Origin of the sequence: Coprococcus comes ATCC 27758 (genome assembly GCF_025149785.1) — a bacterium.
GTDB lineage: Bacteria > Bacillota > Clostridia > Lachnospirales > Lachnospiraceae > Allocoprococcus > Allocoprococcus comes.
On record NZ_CP102277.1, the window covers coordinates 945,541 to 962,002 of the forward strand.

The following is a 16,462-nucleotide window of genomic DNA, read 5'->3' on the forward strand; positions in this document are numbered from 1 at the left end:
AATATAAATATATGGAAACAAATGAGATTATTGTTCACCATGCGACGGAGAATAACCTGAAAAATGTATCCATCCGGATACCAAAGCATCAGATCACAGTATTTACCGGAGTATCAGGTTCTGGGAAATCTTCGCTGGTTCTGGATACTCTTGCGGCGCAGTCACGCAGGGAATTAAATGATACTTTCCCGAGTTTTGTGCAGCAATATCTTCCCAAATACGGAAGACCGCATGTAGAACGGATTGAGAATCTACCGGCAGCAATTGTAATCAATCAGAAAAAGCCGTCGCCGAATCAGCGGTCGACGGTTGGAACTTATACGGATACCTATACCCTTCTGAGGCTTTTATTTTCCAGAGTGGGACAGCCTTTTGTCGGTTATTCGGACAGCTTTTCATTCAATCATCCACAGGGATGCTGCCTGCGGTGTAACGGACTTGGAGAAGTGACAGATCTGGATGTGCATAAGCTGGTGGATTTTGATAAATGTTTGAATGATGACGGGGTGATCCATTATGTGGCATTTGAGCCGGGGCAGTGGAGATGGATCCGCTATGCAAACAGTGGATTGTTTGATCTGAATAAGAAGATTAAAGACTATTCCGAAGAAGAATTGGAACTGTTTTTGTATTCACCGCAGATACGTCTTAAGAATCCACCGGAAGGATGGCCGAAAACTGCGAAATACGAAGGCCTTGTGCATCGGATGTACCGCAGTGTCCTAAATTCGGAAGAAGGAAAACTTCACAGGGAGTTATTGGATCCGATCACCAGTCATGGAGTTTGTCCGGAGTGTAATGGGGCAAGATTGAATCAGAAGGTGTTGTCCTGCAAAATTGACGGGAAAAATATTGCTGATGTAATAAAACTTCCATTATCCGAGCTGCGTGCGTGGATTGCTCAAATAGAAGATCCGCTTGCAAAAGATATTCAGGATACACTGCATACCAAACTGTCTGCACTTATAGATATCGGACTGGGATATCTGTCTCTGGACAGAGGGTTATCTACTTTATCTGGTGGAGAGATTCAGAGATGCAAGATTGCAAAATGCCTGAATTCCTCGCTTTCTGATTTGTTGTATATTCTGGATGAACCGAGTGCAGGGCTTCATAATCATGATATTGAGCGGATGCGCCGTGCACTGGAAAAATTGAGAGATGGTGGAAATACGGTTGTTCTGGTGGAGCATCACCGGAAAATGATCGAGATGGCCGATCACATTGTGGAAATGGGTCCGGAACCGGGAATGGCCGGTGGAAGAGTTTTATTTGAAGGCAGTTATAAGGAACTTTTAAAGAGTGATACGCCGACTGGAGAAGAGATGCGGCTTACTACTTCTCTAAAAGCAAAGGCAAGGGAAGCGAAAGGAATATGGCGGATGGAGCATATCCATCTTCACAATCTGAAGGACATTACCATCGAATTTCCAATAGGAAATCTGGTTGTGATCGCTGGTGTTGCCGGATCTGGAAAAAGTTCTCTGATGGAAAGCTTTTACCGCAGTATGGGAGAGGATGTGGTGTTTGTAAGCCAGCGCGCTGCAGGTGCAAGTCTCAGATCCACTCCAGCGACCTATCTGGGAGTCGCAGATGAAATCCGGAAAATATTTGCAAAGCGGTGCGGTCAGAAGGCATCTTTGTTTTCTTTTAACGGCGCAGGAAAGTGTCCGGCATGTAAGGGAAAAGGAGTGATCGTATCGGATATGGCATTTATGGATGACATCGAGACGACCTGTGATGTGTGTAAAGGACTTCGGTATTCAAAAGAAGTTTTGCAATACGAAGTAGATGGAAAGAATATTGCGGAAGTGATGGATCTGACTGTTGCACAGGCAGGGGAATTCTTCAGGGGAACAAAGATCAGCGAAGCGCTGGAGCCTCTGGAAAAAGTAGGACTTTCTTATCTGCACCTGAATCAGGCACTTTCTACTTTATCCGGCGGAGAGTTGCAGCGAATGAAGTTTGCTTCCTATCTCGGAAGTAAAGACCGTATTTTCATTCTTGATGAGCCGACAAACGGATTGCATATCAAGAATGTCCGGAGTCTGTTAAAGCTTCTGAACCAGATGGTGGATGAAGGAAATTCCATTTTTGTTATCGAACATAACATAGAATTTATCAAATCCGCTGATTATGTGGTAGAATTAGGACCAGAAGGAGGAGATGCCGGAGGAAGACTGCTGTTTGCCGGTACACCGTCTGAGATGAAAATGAGTGAAAAATCTGTTACGGCAGAATATTTATGATGATACCAGATTGCTCCATTTCCATTGCTACGCAATCCCCCTATTTATAATTATGAAAGATTTACAGAAACAGAAATATTTACCAAAAAGATAGAAGAAAAGGAGACGAACGTTATGAAACTAATGATTGCATCAGATATTCACGGATCCGCATATTATTGTCTGGAAATGCTGGATGCGATGAAAAAAGAATGTCCGGACAGACTGTTACTTCTGGGCGACATCCTGTATCATGGACCAAGAAATGATCTTCCGCTGGAATACGAACCCAAAAAGGTAATCAAAATGTTAAATGAAGTCAAAGAGAAATTATTCTGTGTACGCGGAAACTGTGACACAGAGGTAGACCAGATGGTACTGGATTTTCCGATCATGGCAGATTATGCAGTGATCCCGTGCGGCAACAGGATCATTTACGCCACCCATGGACACCATCATAACGTCATGACCCCAATCCCAATGCAGCCAGGCGATATTCTCCTACACGGTCACACCCACGTACCGGCCTGGGAACCATTCGGAAACGAGAACCTCTACTTAAATCCAGGCTCCGTTTCCATCCCAAAAGAAAACAGCGCCCACAGCTACATGATCCTGGAAGACGGTCTCGCCAAATGGAAAAACCTATACGGCGAAGTTTACCACGAACTTATGCTGTAGAAAAATCTACAATATTAAGAAAAAGTAGAACCGAAAAACTATCACAAATGAAAACATACAACACCTGAAAAAGTGAAAAACTTTTATTTTGGCGAAAATATTAAACAAAATAAAACCCCATAAATTGTCGACATTCGCCAATGTACATCCGACAATTTATGTAATAAAATGAAACTAAGAAAAGCAAAGGAGAACCTAACAATATGAGAGCTTACGAAAGATTTTTAAACTACGTTCCGGTATGGACAACCAGTGATGAGACAAGCGATACTGTCCCGTCAGCAGACAGAGAGCTGGTACTGGCAAGAATGCTTGTAGAAGAGATGAAAGGTCTTGGAATCGCAGATGCAAGAGTGGACGACAAGGGATATGTATATGGACACATCCCTGCAACTCCTGGATGCGAAGACAAGCCGTCGCTTGGTCTGGTTGCGCATATGGACACTGTGGCAGATGCATCAGGGGAAAATATAAAGCCACAGATCATTGAGAATTATGACGGGAAGGACGTTGTCCTGAAAGGTTCCGGAGATATTCTGAAAGTAGATGAGTTCCCGTACCTTGCAGAATTAAAGGGCAGAACTCTGATCACAACTGACGGAACCACACTTCTTGGGGCAGATGACAAGGCGGGAATCGCAGAGATTCTTACCGTGGCAGAAGAGATCATCAAAGAAGGACTTCCGCATGGAAAGATCTGCATCGGATTTACACCGGATGAAGAGATTGCAAGAGGAGCAAAGCATTTTGATGTGGAAGGTTTTGGTGCTGACTATGCTTACACTTTGGACGGTGATGAGGAAGGCGAGATTCAGTTCGAGAATTTCAATGCATCGACTGCATTTATCACCATTCACGGTGTCAGCGTACATACGGGATCAGCAAAAGACGTGATGGTTAATTCACAGACCATTGCAACCGAGATCCACCAGATGCTTCCGGTAAATGAAAGACCGGAGACAACCGAAGGATATGAAGGATTCTATCATCTGGTCAGCGTGCAGGGAAATGTGACAACGACTAAGATGAAATACTTTATCCGTGATTTTGATCGCAGATCTTTTGACGCAAGAGCACAGAAACTTCGTGATATCGCAGAAGAGATGAATAAAAAGTACGGCGAAGGAAAAGTGAAAGTTGAGATTGTAGAATCTTATTACAACATGCGCGAAAAGATTGAACCGTGCATGCAGCTGATCGATTACGCAAAAGCAGCGATTGAGCATGCAGGTATTACACCAATCGTGTCACCGGTCCGTGGGGGAACAGACGGTGCAAGACTCAGCTTCAAAGGACTTCCGTGTCCGAATCTTGGAACGGGCGGACATGCATTCCATGGCGTATTTGAGCATATCACGGTAGAAGGAATGGATAAAGCAGTCCTTATTGTAAAAGACATCATTAGACAGTTTGCAGAATAAAGGGGAATTTAGTAGAATTAAAGGAAATGTATTGACCGGATTCCGGCAGAATACCGTTTTGTGAAAAATCAGAAGATCGCATACTTTTTTGGAGGATGGTGTTTTTTGTGACACTGATCTGTTGTATAATGGGAATGTATAACAAAAATCCATTTACCTTTGCAATGAATGTGATCACACCGGTAGTGCTGACTGCACTTGGAATTATCATGCTGAAGCTTGCCGAGTGTGAACGTGCAAAAGAATCTGGAAAATAAAGGGGCTGAAATGCCAGGAGGAACATTATGGAGAACCAGACAATTAAAGAACTCACATCATTTATAAAGAACTCGCCGACTGCTTTTCATGCAGTAAAATCAATCCGGGATATTCTTACAAAAGAAGGATTTCAGGAGCTGAAAGAATCGGAAAAATGGAAAATAGAAAAAGGCGGAAAATATTATGTGACCCGCAACCATTCCAGCATTCTTGCATTTAAAGTCGGAAACCAACTGGATGAGTACAGCTTTCATGTAACTGCGTCCCACAGTGACTCACCGACCTTTAAGATCAAAGAGAATGCAGAGATTGAGGTGAAGAAAAAATACACGGTTCTGAATACAGAAGGCTATGGCGGAATGATCTGCTCTACCTGGTTTGACCGTCCGTTATCGGTAGCAGGGCGCGTAATTGTAAAGACGGACAGTGGAATGGAGACCAGACTGGTCAAGGTAGAAAGAGATCTTCTGATGATTCCAAGTCTTGCAATCCATATGGACCGCGCAGTCAATGAAGGCCGTGCGATCAACAAACAGGTAGACATGCTTCCGGTTTTTGCTGGATCGGCAAAAGAACCGGGTGAGATGAAAAAACTGATCGCAGAAGAGATTGGCGTAGAAGAAGAGAAGATTTATGGTATGGATCTGTTCCTGTATAACCGGATGGAGCCATCTGTATGGGGAAGAGAGAATGAATTCTTATCCTGTCCACAGCTGGATGATCTGCAGTGTGCGTTTGCGTCGCTGAATGGTTTCCTTGCAGGAGAAAATGCAAAGAATATCAATGTTTTTGCCTGCTTTGACAATGAAGAGGTTGGATCAGGAACCAAGCAGGGAGCAGCATCGACACTGTTGTCGGATGTGCTTTGGCGGATCAACAAGGCACTGGGAAAGGATGAGGAAGATTTCTATCGTGCAGTTGCCGGAAGTTTTATGCTGAGCTGTGATAATGCACATGCAGTACACCCGAATTATCAGCAGAAGACGGATGTAAATAACTGTAACTATATGAACGAAGGAATCGTGATCAAATCTCATGCCGGTCAGAAATATACCAGTGATGCAGTAAGTATTGCGATTTTCAAGGCAATCTGTGAAAAGGCAGGTGTACCGGTGCAGTTTTTTGCCAACCGTTCGGATGCGGCAGGTGGAAGTACACTGGGAAATATTGCAATGGCGCAGGTATCCATGAATACCGTGGATATCGGACTTCCGCAGCTCGCAATGCATTCGGCTTATGAGACTTCCGGTGTAAAGGATACCGGTTATCTGATCGAGGCATCCAAAGAATTTTACAGCTGTCATATCAAGGCAGCAGGCGATGGTTTGTTTGAAATTGCATAAAGAAGTATTTGCAGAGAGTTCCGGAAGAACTCTCTGCAAGTTTTTCCGAATCTGGAAGAAGGCGTATTTCGAGGAACGATAGAAAAATAAAATTCAGAGTGCATTCTAATTTTTTTATAGACAGGAAAGAAACTGTCCTGTTATAATAATTATGGTGTCAGATCACCGAAATGGCAGAGAATGAGTAACAAGGTTGGGTAAAAGGAATGGCAGAATTAATATATCGAACACTAAGAGAAAATATTGCAGATATTATCCGGAAGAGGATCATTTACCAGGAGCTGGAGCCGGGACAGAAGATTGTGGAACAGGATCTGGCAAAGGAATTTAAGACAAGCAGGGCTCCGATTCGTGAGGCACTTAGACAGCTGGAAAATGAAGGACTTATAGAATATGTAAGAAATGCAGGATGCTCTGTAAAAGAAATTACACTGGAAGAATCATTTGAAATTTACCTTATGCGGGCGAATTACGAAACCATGGCAGTGAAGCTGATGGGAGGAAACGTTCCGGAGGATACCATTTGCCGGATGGAAGAAGTGCTGGAAAAAATGAAAAAACTGGATGAAGAGCAGTTTGACCAGGTTTTTGTCTATGATAACCAGATGCATGGACTGCTTGTAGAGATGACTGGTATGACAAGGCTCTATAAAGCATGGAAAGAGCTGAATTATGGAAATATTGTTACGGGCTTCAGCCTGAGCACGGATAAAAAGCGTGTGTTAGAAAGACAGTATCCGATTCATAAAGAACTGGTGGATGCCTGCAGGGAAAAGAACAAGGAGAAAATCTGTCACGTTCTTTCCGAACATTACATGAGAACGATCCGAAGGCTTTTGAAAGAGCAGGGATTGTCGGAAGAGGATTCCGGATTTTCATTTGATTTTCTTGTCTAGGATACAGAGAGAGGTTACAGTCTTTAGATAGTAGTAAATGGATAAATATTAATAATGAAGAGATGTGGATAGTAATATTCCACATCTTTTTTTGCTGTGTTTTGTTGAATTATAACAAAAAAAGAGTGTAAGACATGAGCTGTATTGAAAAAGTGGTGAAGTTATGCTATATTACTTATAAAGGATGACGATTGTCGACAGTCGCCAAAACAGAAAGGAAATAAAAAGTAATGGGAAAAGCACAGACTAATGAAAAACATCCAAAAGGCTTTTATGCCTGTTGTATCACATTTATGTTTGAACGCCTGGCATTTTATGGAGCAAAGCCAATCTTGCTTCTATTCCTGATCACTGCAACTTTACAGGGTGGTCTTGGTATTGAGCGAACAGATGCGGCAGTCATGGCAGCGAATCTGACAGCGTACACCTATATGGCACCGCTGATCGGAGGAATTATCTCTGACAGATGGCTGGGAGCGAGATATGCGATCTCTCTGGGATATATTATCATGGCAATCGGATATCTGGTAGGCTGGAAGGCAACAGGTCCGGGAATGGTCAATCTGATGATCATTCTTGTATCGATTGGAACCGGTCTTTTCAAAGGAAACTTAAACGCTCTGATCGGAAGACAATATCAGAACAAAGAGCTTCTGGATGCTGCATTTTCCATTCAGTATTCTTATGTAAATGTTGGGGCTTTCGTAGGTTCACTGCTTACCGGATTTTTGTATCTCCACTTATTTAAAAAAGGCGATGTGCTTGGATTCCGTCAGTGCTTCTTTGTGGCATCGATCTGGTGCATCGTTGGTCTGGCATGGTTTGTGCTGAACTGGAAAAACCTTCAGGGACAGGGTGTGAAACCATTCAAGTATCTTACGGATGAGAATGGAAATGTGATCGGGTCTAACGAAAAGAAAGAAGATGGGAAGAACGACAAGCAGCCGCTTACAAAATTGGAAAGAAACCGTATGATAGCGATCATTCTTGTATCGGCACTCTCTGTTATCTTCTGGCTGTTCTACTATCAGCAGGATCTTGCGCTTGTCATTTATATGACCGATTATGTGAAGATGAGTATTGGCTCTTTTGACATTCCGCCGTCATGGGTTACTACTACATGGAACGGACTTTTGTGTGTCGTTCTTGGTGGTGTGATGGCAGCCATCTGGAAGAAACTTGCCGAGCGTCCGCAGGGCGATATGAATATGTTTAAGAAAGTAGCACTTGGCTTCCTTTTTGTAGGACTTGCGTTTGGAGTAATGGTTGTTTGTGAACTGGTTCGCGGAGTTGGCGCAGATGCTTCTGTAAAAGCAAGCGTTTTCTGGCCATTCCTGTTTGTAACGGTTATTACAATCGGAGAGATGTGTTTCTCACCGCTGCGTAATGCATTTGTAAGTAAGTATGCGCCGAAGAAATATCTCTCACTTTTGATGGGGGTTATCGCAATTTCTACATTTGGCGCAAACAAGTTAAGCCCGTTTGTACAGGCATTTATTGAAAAATTTGATGTGTTCCCTGTATTTGTTGGAATCACAGTCATTATGTTAGTATTTACAGCACTTATCTTCTTGGCTAACAAGAAGCTGAACAGCCTTGTTGAAGGGAAAGAAGAAGCTTAAATGATTCTGCCAAAAAGAGAAAAAAGAAGTCCGGTGATCGAAGGAAAGATCACCGGATTTTCTTTTAACCGAGCATTTCGATAAATGCCCCGAGTCTTGTATTGATCTGTGCCTGGTCACCAGAAGAATAGTCTGTATTGATTGCAATATACGGAAGTCCTTTTTCTTTGGTGACAAAGGTGCGGATCGCATCGGACTCAATGGCAAAGGTATGACATGCCTGCAGAAGGACCTCAACGACACCATCTACCTGATATTCATCAATCTGGGCATCAAGCGCCTCGAGACGTCCCGGGTTCGGACTCATGACCGAACAGTTTACACGAAGATATTTTTCGGCGATTGCAGTGATTGGATCCTTTGTCTCATCAATCGGATCTTTTTTCTCACGTGGACCGCAACAGTTCTCAAAGCCGACAACATCTGCTCCGAGTTCTTCAATCTGGCGTACAATTTTGTCGATCACGCCGGTGGTCGGACATCCGGTAATGAGAACTCTCGGACGGGATGGTTTGCCTTTATATTCCTTTTCATAAAGCTCTTTAAGCTCAGCGGTACGGTGTTCCAGGTATTTGATTTTTTCTTCCAGATCAACCGTGAATTCGTTCGAGGAAATAACCGTGTTGATCTCATAACCGGTAATCGGAGTCGGTTTTAAGCGTCCAATCTCAAAGAAGTCAAGGACGGCCTTGCGTTCCCGGTTGCGAAGATGGATTGCTTTGCGGATCTGCTCATCTGTGATCCTTATGTGATAGAAATCCTCCAAATCTTCTTTGACGCTGATTACCTCCTGTTTCCAGAATTCCAGCGCACCGCGGCCTATTTTTCCTGGTGGAAGCTGCATAATATGGCAGTGCTTAAGCTCAGACATCAGTTCATACATTTTCTTTTTTCCATCACAGGTTGTCTCTGCGAGTACCATGTCTGAAAAATAGAAGAATGGACAGCGGTCAGCGAGGGCGGCACCGTAGCTTGCCTTGATCAGAGGACAAAGGTTCTGTGGCAGTCTGGTCTCTGCGATCGGGATATTGTCATCTCCGATCCCGCAAAGTACAACTGCAGCTGCGTCTGCAGCTTCAATCAGTTCCCATGGGGTGTAGGTACAGAAAACTCCGACAATTCTGCGCCCGGACTCCTTCAGCTCTTTCATTTTCAGAAAAGCATTCTTTCTTGCTTCCGGATAGGTTTCAAAATCTTCCGGTAATTTTAAATTGGTCATTTTCAGATCTCCTTTTTATAAATGATAGTTTTATCATAAGTGTTTTTAAACGAGATGTATAATTGATATTTTTTATAAAGAAGGAAATTTAAAGATGTTTTCAATGGAAATTCTTAAGAATTCATGATGCCAGGAGGATAGCATTGTGATTGGATTCAAAATAAGGTATATTGAAAACAGGAACGTAAAGTAGAGCGAAAAGAAAAGGAGAACATTTATGGGGGCATTGATTCATATAGAAAATATGAAGAAAATCTACAATCCGGGTGAGAATGAAGTCCGTGCACTTGACGGGATCGATCTGGATATCGAAAAAGGAGACCTGGTTGCGATTGTGGGACATTCAGGCTCGGGAAAATCAACGCTGATGAATATGCTCGGTTGTCTGGATACACCGACTTCCGGCAAGTATGTTCTGGACGGGCAGGATGTGGCGAGTATGACAGATAATCAGCTTGCAGATGTGCGGAATAAAGAGATCGGTTTCATTTTCCAGGGATTCAACCTGATCAGTAATCTGGATGCAGTTGAAAACGTAGAGCTTCCGCTGGTATACCGCGGGGTGTCAAAAAATGAGAGGAAGCAACTTGCGATGGAAGCCCTGAAAAGTGTCGGTCTGGAAGACCGGATGAAGCATAAGCCGAATGAAATGTCCGGAGGACAGCAGCAGAGAGTTGCGGTGGCAAGAGCGGTTGCCGCAAAACCGCCGATCATTCTTGCCGATGAGCCGACCGGCAATCTGGATACGAAATCAACACAGGAGATCATGGAAATCCTGAAAGAACTGCACAGGTCAGGCAGAACGGTTATTATCATCACACATGATGAAGAGATTGCCAGTCAGGCACACCGGGTGATCCGGATACTGGATGGCAGGATTGAAGAAGATTATTGTAACAGGTAATGCACAAAGTTAAAGTTCGTTTTGGATTTCAACTAATCTTTTAAAATGCAACATTTTCGTTTACCTTTCCAGGTAAATGCGGTAAAATAAAAGAAAAAGGGATCTGGTATCAAAAGCCAGATAAGACAGGAGGGTTTTTGTATGAAGATGATTATGGCGATCCTGCATAAGGATGATGAACTGGAGACGATAGAGGAACTGAATATTGCCGGATACATGGTAACAAAGCTGGCTACAACCGGTGGATTTTTGAAGAAAAAGAGCACCACGATCATGGTTGTAGTGGATGATGAGAAGGTAGCAGAGGCACTGAAGATCATCAAGAAGAATTCTGGCGAAAGAAAGACGATCACTTATGCAAACCCGGCATTGATCTCAGGACAGAGCAGCATGAGCGCAGCACCGTCCGTTCCGATCAATGTGCAGGTAGGCGGAAGTACGATTTTTGTACTGAACGTGGAGCAGATGGAGAAATACTAAAGTTTATGGAAATTGTAATCTTGAGTTTTACAGATGCAGGCTGTCAGATGGCCTGTAAAGTCAGAGAGAATTTCATACAAAGCGGATACCGTGTCAAAGTGTATACTTTGACACGGTTTTGCAGATTATACGGATTTCATGCTTTTCCGGAAGATAAGAAAAGCTGGATAGGCAGCCTCTGGGGAGAGAAGGCTTTGTTTTTTATCGGGGCGGCAGGAATCGCAGTGCGGATGATCGCCCCTCATGTGAAGGACAAATTTACCGATTCGCCGGTTCTGGTGATGGATGAAAAAGGAAGCTATGTGATTCCGCTCCTGTCGGGACATGTGGGCGGAGCTGTAGAGCTTGCAAAGGAAATCGCGGAGAAAATAGATGCGCAGGCAGTATTTACTACAGCAACGGATGTGGAACAAAAGTTTGCGGTAGATGTATTTGCAAAAAGCAATGGTCTGGTACTGACAGACCGGAAAAAGGCAAAGGAGATCTCAGCTGTGGTTCTGGATGGGAAAAAGATTGGATTTTACAGTGTATTTCCAGTAGAAGGAAAGCTTCCGGAAGAATTAAAGCTATGTGAAACAGAAGAGCTTCTTAGAAACTATCCATATGGAATCCGGATTGCAGAAAGAAGTGGCGAAAGGCGGGAAGAAGAAACGATTCTGGATCTTTTGCCGAAGAACCTGGTGCTGGGAATCGGATGTCGCAAAGGGATTTCCGAAGAAGAGATCCAAAGTGCGGTCAATGAGGTCAAAAAGATCCTTGGATTTACAGAAAAGGAAGTCAGTGAGATCGACAGTATTGATTTGAAAAAAGAAGAAGCGGGATTACTTTCTTATGCGGCAAAGTGGAAGCTTCCATTTTACACGTTTTCGGCAGAAGAGTTGGGAAAGGTTAAATGTGTCAGCTCCCATTCGGAGTTTGTCCGGAAGGTCACAGGTGTGGACAATGTCTGTGAGCGGGCGGCGATCCTTGCAGCCGGAGAGGATGGCAGGCTTCTGATGCCGAAGCAGTGCATGAACCGGGTGACAATAGCAGTGGCAGAAAAGAAGGTAAGGATCAGAATATGAAGCGGATTTTAATATTTTCAGGGACAACAGAGGGAAGGCGGATTACGGAATTTCTGGATGGAAGAAATGTAAAAGTTTATGTCAGTGCCGCAACCGAATATGGAAAAGAATGTACCGGAGAGCATGAGAATGCGGAAGTCTTTTTTGGGCGTATGGATCAGAAGCAGATGGCAGAGATGATAAAGGAAAAGCAGATCGATCTGGTGATCGATGCAACTCATCCATTCGCACAGATCGTGACTGGGGAGATAAGGAGGGCCTGCGAAATCTCCGGTGTGCAGTATCTGCGTTGCCTGCGGGAGAAGATGGAAGCAGTGCCGGATGAAGCGGATAGGGTGATCTGGGCGCAGTCGGTTGAAGATGCGGTGGAATATCTGCAAAATACAGAAGGAAAGATTCTGATTACCACCGGAAGCAAGGAACTGATAAAATATACAAAGCTTACGGAGTATAAAGAGCGCTGCTTTGCGAGAGTCCTCTCTACGGAGCAGGCGGTTATGGAGTCGGTCGCGCTTGGTTTTGAAGGAAAGCATCTCATTGCAATGCAGGGACCATTTTCAAAGGAGATGAACGTGGCTACGATCCATCAGACAGGCGCGAAATACTTTGTGACCAAAGAATCGGGAAAAGCCGGAGGCTTTGGAGAAAAGGTACAGGCAGCAAAGGAAACAGGGGCAGTTCTTGTTGCGGTAGGAAGACCAAAAGAAACAGGGAGAACATTTTCAGAAGTCTGTAAATGGCTGGAAAAGAATCTGTAATAAAAGTTCAGAAAATAGTTGTGGGGAGATAAAGTCAGAGATCAGAAAGGCAGATGGGGAAGATGAATCTGACAGATTTGCATTATGTAGTTGAAATCGATAAGAGTGGGTCAATCTCAAAGGCGGCGAAGGAACTTTATGTGGCGCAGCCAAATCTTAGTAAAGCGATCAAGCATCTGGAGCGGGAATTTGGAATTTCTATCTTTGAGCGGTCGTCAAAGGGAGTTAAGGCGACCAGAGAAGGACAGAAATTTCTGGAGTATGCCAAAAGGATCATTTACGAAATAGAGGAAATGAAAAGGGACTGCAGTGATCTGGGGAAAGAAAATCTCTCATTTAAGATTACTGTTCCGAGGGCAAGTTACATTTCCAGTGCATTTGCAGAGTTTATCGGAATGCAGAGCAAGGAAACGGCGATCAAAGCAGAATTTCAGGAAAGCAGTTCTATGCATGCCATTGAAAATGTGTTGCAGAACGGGTATTCCATGGGAATCATCCGGTATCTGTGCGAGAATGAACCTTATTTTCAGTCGCTTCTTGATCTGAAAGGGCTGGATGCAGAACTTCTGGCAGAGCTTCCGTATGTGATCTTAACTTCTGCGGATGGAGATCTTGCAAAGAGGGAGTTAAAGACAAGAGAAGAACTGGAAGATGGTGTGGAAATCCTGCATGGGGACTGGAAACTTCCGACCGGAGAATACACCGAGCTGAGTGAGAATGGAGAGTCGCTTCATCCACATAATAAAATTTATATTTTTGAAAGGGGAAGCCAGTTTGATATTTTGCGGGAAGTAAAAAACAGTTATATGTGGGTATCGCCAGTACCGGAAAAATTAAGGAAAAACTACAATCTGGTGCAGAAGCATGCCGGATTTTCCAGACAGATGATCCGGGATGTGCTGATCTACAAAAAGGGTTATCAGAAAAAATTGTACGAAAGAGAATTTATTGGGCATTTAAAAGAAACAATCCGTGAAATGATGTAAATGAGAGCAGAATGATATATCGGACCAAGATATATCCATTCTGCTCTTTTTGTGTATTTGATGAGCTGGGTACACATTTATCCGTCTATTCATAAATACTAATACTTTTGATTCTTGTATTATTATATATTGGAAAATATATAGCTATCATATATGAAACGTATAAACGAAAACTATAGATATATGTTATAATGTCATAAAAATAATAGAATAATAAGAAGGAAATGTACAATATGACGAAGGAGGAAATGGAATGTTAGATGCATCTTATTATCAGAAAACGGATGAGATCATTGCCATGCATACAAGGGAGGAACGCTCATTGATACCGATCATTCAGGATATTCAGGAGGAATACCGTTATCTTCCACCGGAACTGCTTACCTATGTAGCAAAACAGATCGGGATTACAGAGGCAAAAGCGTACAGTGTGGCAAGCTTTTATGAGAATTTTTCATTTGAACCGAAAGGAAAGTATGTGATCAAGGTCTGTGACGGAACAGCCTGTCATGTGCGTAAATCCATTCCTATCCTGGAAGCGCTGTATAAAGAGCTGGGGTTAAATGAGCACAAGCATACATCAGACGATATGCTTTTTACAGTAGAGACTGTATCCTGTCTTGGAGCCTGTGGACTTGCACCTGCGATCACAGTTAATGATGAAGTACATCCGAAGATGTCACCGGAGAAGGTAATCAAACTTCTTGAAGAACTGAGAGGTGAAGAAAATGAAAATTGAAAACAGAACGGAACTGAAGGAATATCGTATTGAATGTCAGAAAAAACAATCGGCTGACTGCAGAGTACTGGTTTGCGGGGGAACCGGATGTCTGGCAAGTGGATCAGGCAAGATTTATGAAAAGTTAAAAGAACTGACAAAAGATCATACAGGGGTAGAAGTAAAGATCGGGGAAGAAATCGCACATACAAAGGTTATGAAGAGTGGATGTCATGGCTTCTGCGAGATGGGACCTCTGGTAAGAATTGAGCCATATAATTATTTATATATTAAAGTAAAACTGGAAGACTGCGAAGAGATTTATAACGAAACAATCCTGGGCGGCAGACCGGTAGAGCGACTTCTCTACAAGATGGATGGAGTGACCTATCCGTCACAGGAAGAGATTCCGTTCTACGCAAAGCAGACCAGACTGGTACTGAAGAATTGCGGACATATCGACGCAGAGCATATTGGGGGTGCACTTGCAGTCGGTGCTTATGCCGGAATCGAAAAGGCACTCTTTGAGATGACACCGGAAGCAGTGATCCAGACAATCTATGATTCGAATCTGCGTGGACGTGGAGGTGCTGGATTCCGCACCGGCAGAAAGTGGCAGCAGGTTGCTTCCCAGAAAGAAAAGATCCGCTATGTGGTCTGCAATGGTGATGAAGGTGATCCGGGTGCATTTATGGATCGAAGTATCATGGAAGGTGATCCGCACCGTATGATCGAGGGCATGATGATCGCAGCATATGCAGTACAGGCACAGGAAGGCTATATCTATGTACGTGCAGAATATCCGCTTGCGATTGAAAGACTGAAGACAGCGATCAGCCAGGCAGAGGCAATCGGACTTTTAGGAGACAACATTCTTGGAACCAATTTCAGTTTCCATTTACATATCAACCGTGGTGCAGGTGCATTCGTCTGTGGAGAAGGCAGCGCACTGACGGCATCCATTGAAGGAAAACGTGGAATGCCGAGAGTAAAACCGCCACGTACAGTAGAGCAGGGATTATGGGCAAGACCAACTGTTCTTAATAACGTAGAAACCTATGCCAATGTTCCGATGATCGTAACAAATGGTGCAGACTGGTTCAAAGGAATCGGTACACCAGAGAGTCCCGGAACGAAAGCATTTGCACTGACCGGTAATGTAAGAAATACAGGACTGATCGAAGTACCAATGGGAATTACATTGCGCGAAGTTATTTATGACATCGGCGGTGGAATCCAGAATGACAAGAAATTCAAAGCAGTACAGATCGGTGGTCCGTCCGGTGGATGTCTGACCGAGGATCAGCTGGACAGTAAGATGGACTTTGATTCACTGGCGAAGATCGGGGCAATGATCGGTTCGGGCGGTCTGGTTATCATGGACGAGGATACCTGTATGGTAGAGGTTGCCAGATTCTTCATGAGTTTTACACAGAGAGAAAGCTGTGGAAAATGTGTTCCTTGCCGTGAAGGTACAAAGAGAATGCTTGAAATCCTGGAGCGTATTGTAGCAGGAAACGGAAAACCGTCCGATATGGACGAGCTTCGTGAACTGGCAGATATGATTGAGAGTACGGCGCTTTGCGGACTTGGAAAGAGCGCACCGAAACCGGTTATCAGTACCATGAATGCATTTGAAGAGGAATATCTGGAACATATCAACGAGAAACGCTGTCGGACAGGTGTCTGTTCAAATCTGCGTAAATTCCAGATCGATCCGGAGATATGCAAGGGCTGCTCGAAGTGTGCAAGAAACTGTCCGGCAGGTGCAATTGAAGGCGTGCTGAAATCTCCTTATCATATCAATCAGGAGAAATGTATCAAGTGCGGAGCCTGCATGGAACAGTGTCCGTTTAAAGCAATTCATATCGAGAAATAGGAGGA

Annotated in this window: 15 protein-coding genes; 14 read left to right on the forward strand and 1 reads right to left on the reverse strand. The window is 43.7% G+C overall.

Annotated features, from left to right (window positions below):
- Nucleotides 1-11 precede the first annotated feature (11 nt).
- The 7 genes from NQ556_RS04745 (at nt 12) to NQ556_RS04775 (ending at nt 8,449) form a co-directional block, all read left to right on the forward strand.
- Entirely contained in the window at nt 12-2,249 is a 2,238-nt protein-coding gene (locus NQ556_RS04745; protein WP_008371830.1) for an ATP-binding cassette domain-containing protein, read from the forward strand.
- 114 nt (nt 2,250-2,363) lie between these two features.
- On the forward strand, nt 2,364-2,909 hold the full coding sequence (gene yfcE, locus NQ556_RS04750; RefSeq protein WP_022220747.1) for a phosphodiesterase: 546 nt from the start codon (nt 2,364-2,366) through the stop codon (nt 2,907-2,909).
- Nucleotides 2,910-3,112: 203 nt separating this feature from the next.
- Nucleotides 3,113-4,330 (forward strand): peptidase T, encoded by a 1,218-nt coding sequence (pepT, locus tag NQ556_RS04755; protein ID WP_008371827.1) that lies wholly within the window; start codon nt 3,113-3,115, stop codon nt 4,328-4,330.
- A 107-nt stretch (nt 4,331-4,437) separates the two neighbouring features.
- The gene (locus NQ556_RS04760) at nt 4,438-4,587 is read left to right on the forward strand and encodes a hypothetical protein (protein ID WP_022220746.1); all 150 of its coding nucleotides are present in this window, start codon (nt 4,438-4,440) and stop codon (nt 4,585-4,587) included.
- A gap of 27 nt (nt 4,588-4,614) precedes the next feature.
- The gene (locus tag NQ556_RS04765; RefSeq protein ID WP_008371823.1) at nt 4,615-5,931 is read left to right on the forward strand and encodes a M18 family aminopeptidase; all 1,317 of its coding nucleotides are present in this window, start codon (nt 4,615-4,617) and stop codon (nt 5,929-5,931) included.
- 206 nt (nt 5,932-6,137) lie between these two features.
- A complete protein-coding gene (locus NQ556_RS04770) occupies nt 6,138-6,827 on the forward strand; it encodes a GntR family transcriptional regulator (RefSeq protein WP_008371822.1) in 690 nt (229 codons plus the stop codon).
- A 230-nt stretch (nt 6,828-7,057) separates the two neighbouring features.
- A complete protein-coding gene (locus NQ556_RS04775; RefSeq protein WP_008371821.1) occupies nt 7,058-8,449 on the forward strand; it encodes a peptide MFS transporter in 1,392 nt (463 codons plus the stop codon).
- A 64-nt stretch (nt 8,450-8,513) separates the two neighbouring features.
- On the opposite strand, the gene NQ556_RS04780 is transcribed toward NQ556_RS04775, so the two are convergent.
- Complete coding sequence (locus NQ556_RS04780) at nt 8,514-9,668, reverse strand: double-cubane-cluster-containing anaerobic reductase (RefSeq protein WP_022220744.1); 1,155 nt, start codon at nt 9,666-9,668, stop codon at nt 8,514-8,516.
- Between the two features lie 217 nt (nt 9,669-9,885).
- Here NQ556_RS04780 and NQ556_RS04785 point away from each other — a divergent pair, with 217 nt between their 5' ends.
- The 7 genes from NQ556_RS04785 (at nt 9,886) to NQ556_RS04815 (ending at nt 16,457) form a co-directional block, all read left to right on the forward strand.
- On the forward strand, nt 9,886-10,572 hold the full coding sequence (locus tag NQ556_RS04785; RefSeq protein ID WP_008371816.1) for an ABC transporter ATP-binding protein: 687 nt from the start codon (nt 9,886-9,888) through the stop codon (nt 10,570-10,572).
- A 141-nt stretch (nt 10,573-10,713) separates the two neighbouring features.
- Entirely contained in the window at nt 10,714-11,052 is a 339-nt protein-coding gene (locus NQ556_RS04790; RefSeq protein ID WP_008371815.1) for a cyclic-di-AMP receptor, read from the forward strand.
- Between the two features lie 5 nt (nt 11,053-11,057).
- The gene (locus NQ556_RS04795; protein WP_008371813.1) at nt 11,058-12,116 is read left to right on the forward strand and encodes a cobalt-precorrin 5A hydrolase; all 1,059 of its coding nucleotides are present in this window, start codon (nt 11,058-11,060) and stop codon (nt 12,114-12,116) included.
- A complete protein-coding gene (gene cobK, locus NQ556_RS04800) occupies nt 12,113-12,874 on the forward strand; it encodes a precorrin-6A reductase (RefSeq protein ID WP_008371812.1) in 762 nt (253 codons plus the stop codon). The genes NQ556_RS04795 and cobK overlap by 4 nt, the downstream gene beginning before the upstream one ends.
- A 62-nt stretch (nt 12,875-12,936) precedes the next feature.
- Nucleotides 12,937-13,860, forward strand: coding sequence for a LysR family transcriptional regulator (locus NQ556_RS04805; RefSeq protein ID WP_022220743.1), 924 nt, complete (start codon nt 12,937-12,939; stop codon nt 13,858-13,860).
- 253 nt (nt 13,861-14,113) lie between these two features.
- Entirely contained in the window at nt 14,114-14,599 is a 486-nt protein-coding gene (locus NQ556_RS04810; protein ID WP_022220742.1) for a complex I 24 kDa subunit family protein, read from the forward strand.
- Complete coding sequence (locus tag NQ556_RS04815; RefSeq protein WP_008371805.1) at nt 14,589-16,457, forward strand: NADH-quinone oxidoreductase subunit NuoF; 1,869 nt, start codon at nt 14,589-14,591, stop codon at nt 16,455-16,457. The genes NQ556_RS04810 and NQ556_RS04815 overlap by 11 nt, the downstream gene beginning before the upstream one ends.
- Nucleotides 16,458-16,462: the final 5 nt, after the last annotated feature.

Excerpts from the sequence above, each read along its gene's own strand:
- NQ556_RS04770 (WP_008371822.1), top strand. The coding sequence starts at position 6,138 with ATGGCAGAATTAATATATCGAACACTAAGAGAAAATATTGCAGATATT.
- NQ556_RS04810 (WP_022220742.1), top strand. The coding sequence starts at position 14,114 with ATGTTAGATGCATCTTATTATCAGAAAACGGATGAGATCATTGCCATG.
- pepT (WP_008371827.1), top strand. The coding sequence starts at position 3,113 with ATGAGAGCTTACGAAAGATTTTTAAACTACGTTCCGGTATGGACAACC.
- cobK (WP_008371812.1), top strand. The coding sequence starts at position 12,113 with ATGAAGCGGATTTTAATATTTTCAGGGACAACAGAGGGAAGGCGGATT.
- NQ556_RS04780 (WP_022220744.1), bottom strand. The coding sequence starts at position 9,668 with ATGACCAATTTAAAATTACCGGAAGATTTTGAAACCTATCCGGAAGCA.
- NQ556_RS04795 (WP_008371813.1), top strand. The coding sequence starts at position 11,058 with ATGGAAATTGTAATCTTGAGTTTTACAGATGCAGGCTGTCAGATGGCC.
- NQ556_RS04785 (WP_008371816.1), top strand. The coding sequence starts at position 9,886 with ATGGGGGCATTGATTCATATAGAAAATATGAAGAAAATCTACAATCCG.
- yfcE (WP_022220747.1), top strand. The coding sequence starts at position 2,364 with ATGAAACTAATGATTGCATCAGATATTCACGGATCCGCATATTATTGT.
- NQ556_RS04775 (WP_008371821.1), top strand. The coding sequence starts at position 7,058 with ATGGGAAAAGCACAGACTAATGAAAAACATCCAAAAGGCTTTTATGCC.
- NQ556_RS04805 (WP_022220743.1), top strand. The coding sequence starts at position 12,937 with ATGAATCTGACAGATTTGCATTATGTAGTTGAAATCGATAAGAGTGGG.
- NQ556_RS04815 (WP_008371805.1), top strand. The coding sequence starts at position 14,589 with ATGAAAATTGAAAACAGAACGGAACTGAAGGAATATCGTATTGAATGT.
- NQ556_RS04790 (WP_008371815.1), top strand. The coding sequence starts at position 10,714 with ATGAAGATGATTATGGCGATCCTGCATAAGGATGATGAACTGGAGACG.
- NQ556_RS04745 (WP_008371830.1), top strand. The coding sequence starts at position 12 with ATGGAAACAAATGAGATTATTGTTCACCATGCGACGGAGAATAACCTG.
- NQ556_RS04765 (WP_008371823.1), top strand. The coding sequence starts at position 4,615 with ATGGAGAACCAGACAATTAAAGAACTCACATCATTTATAAAGAACTCG.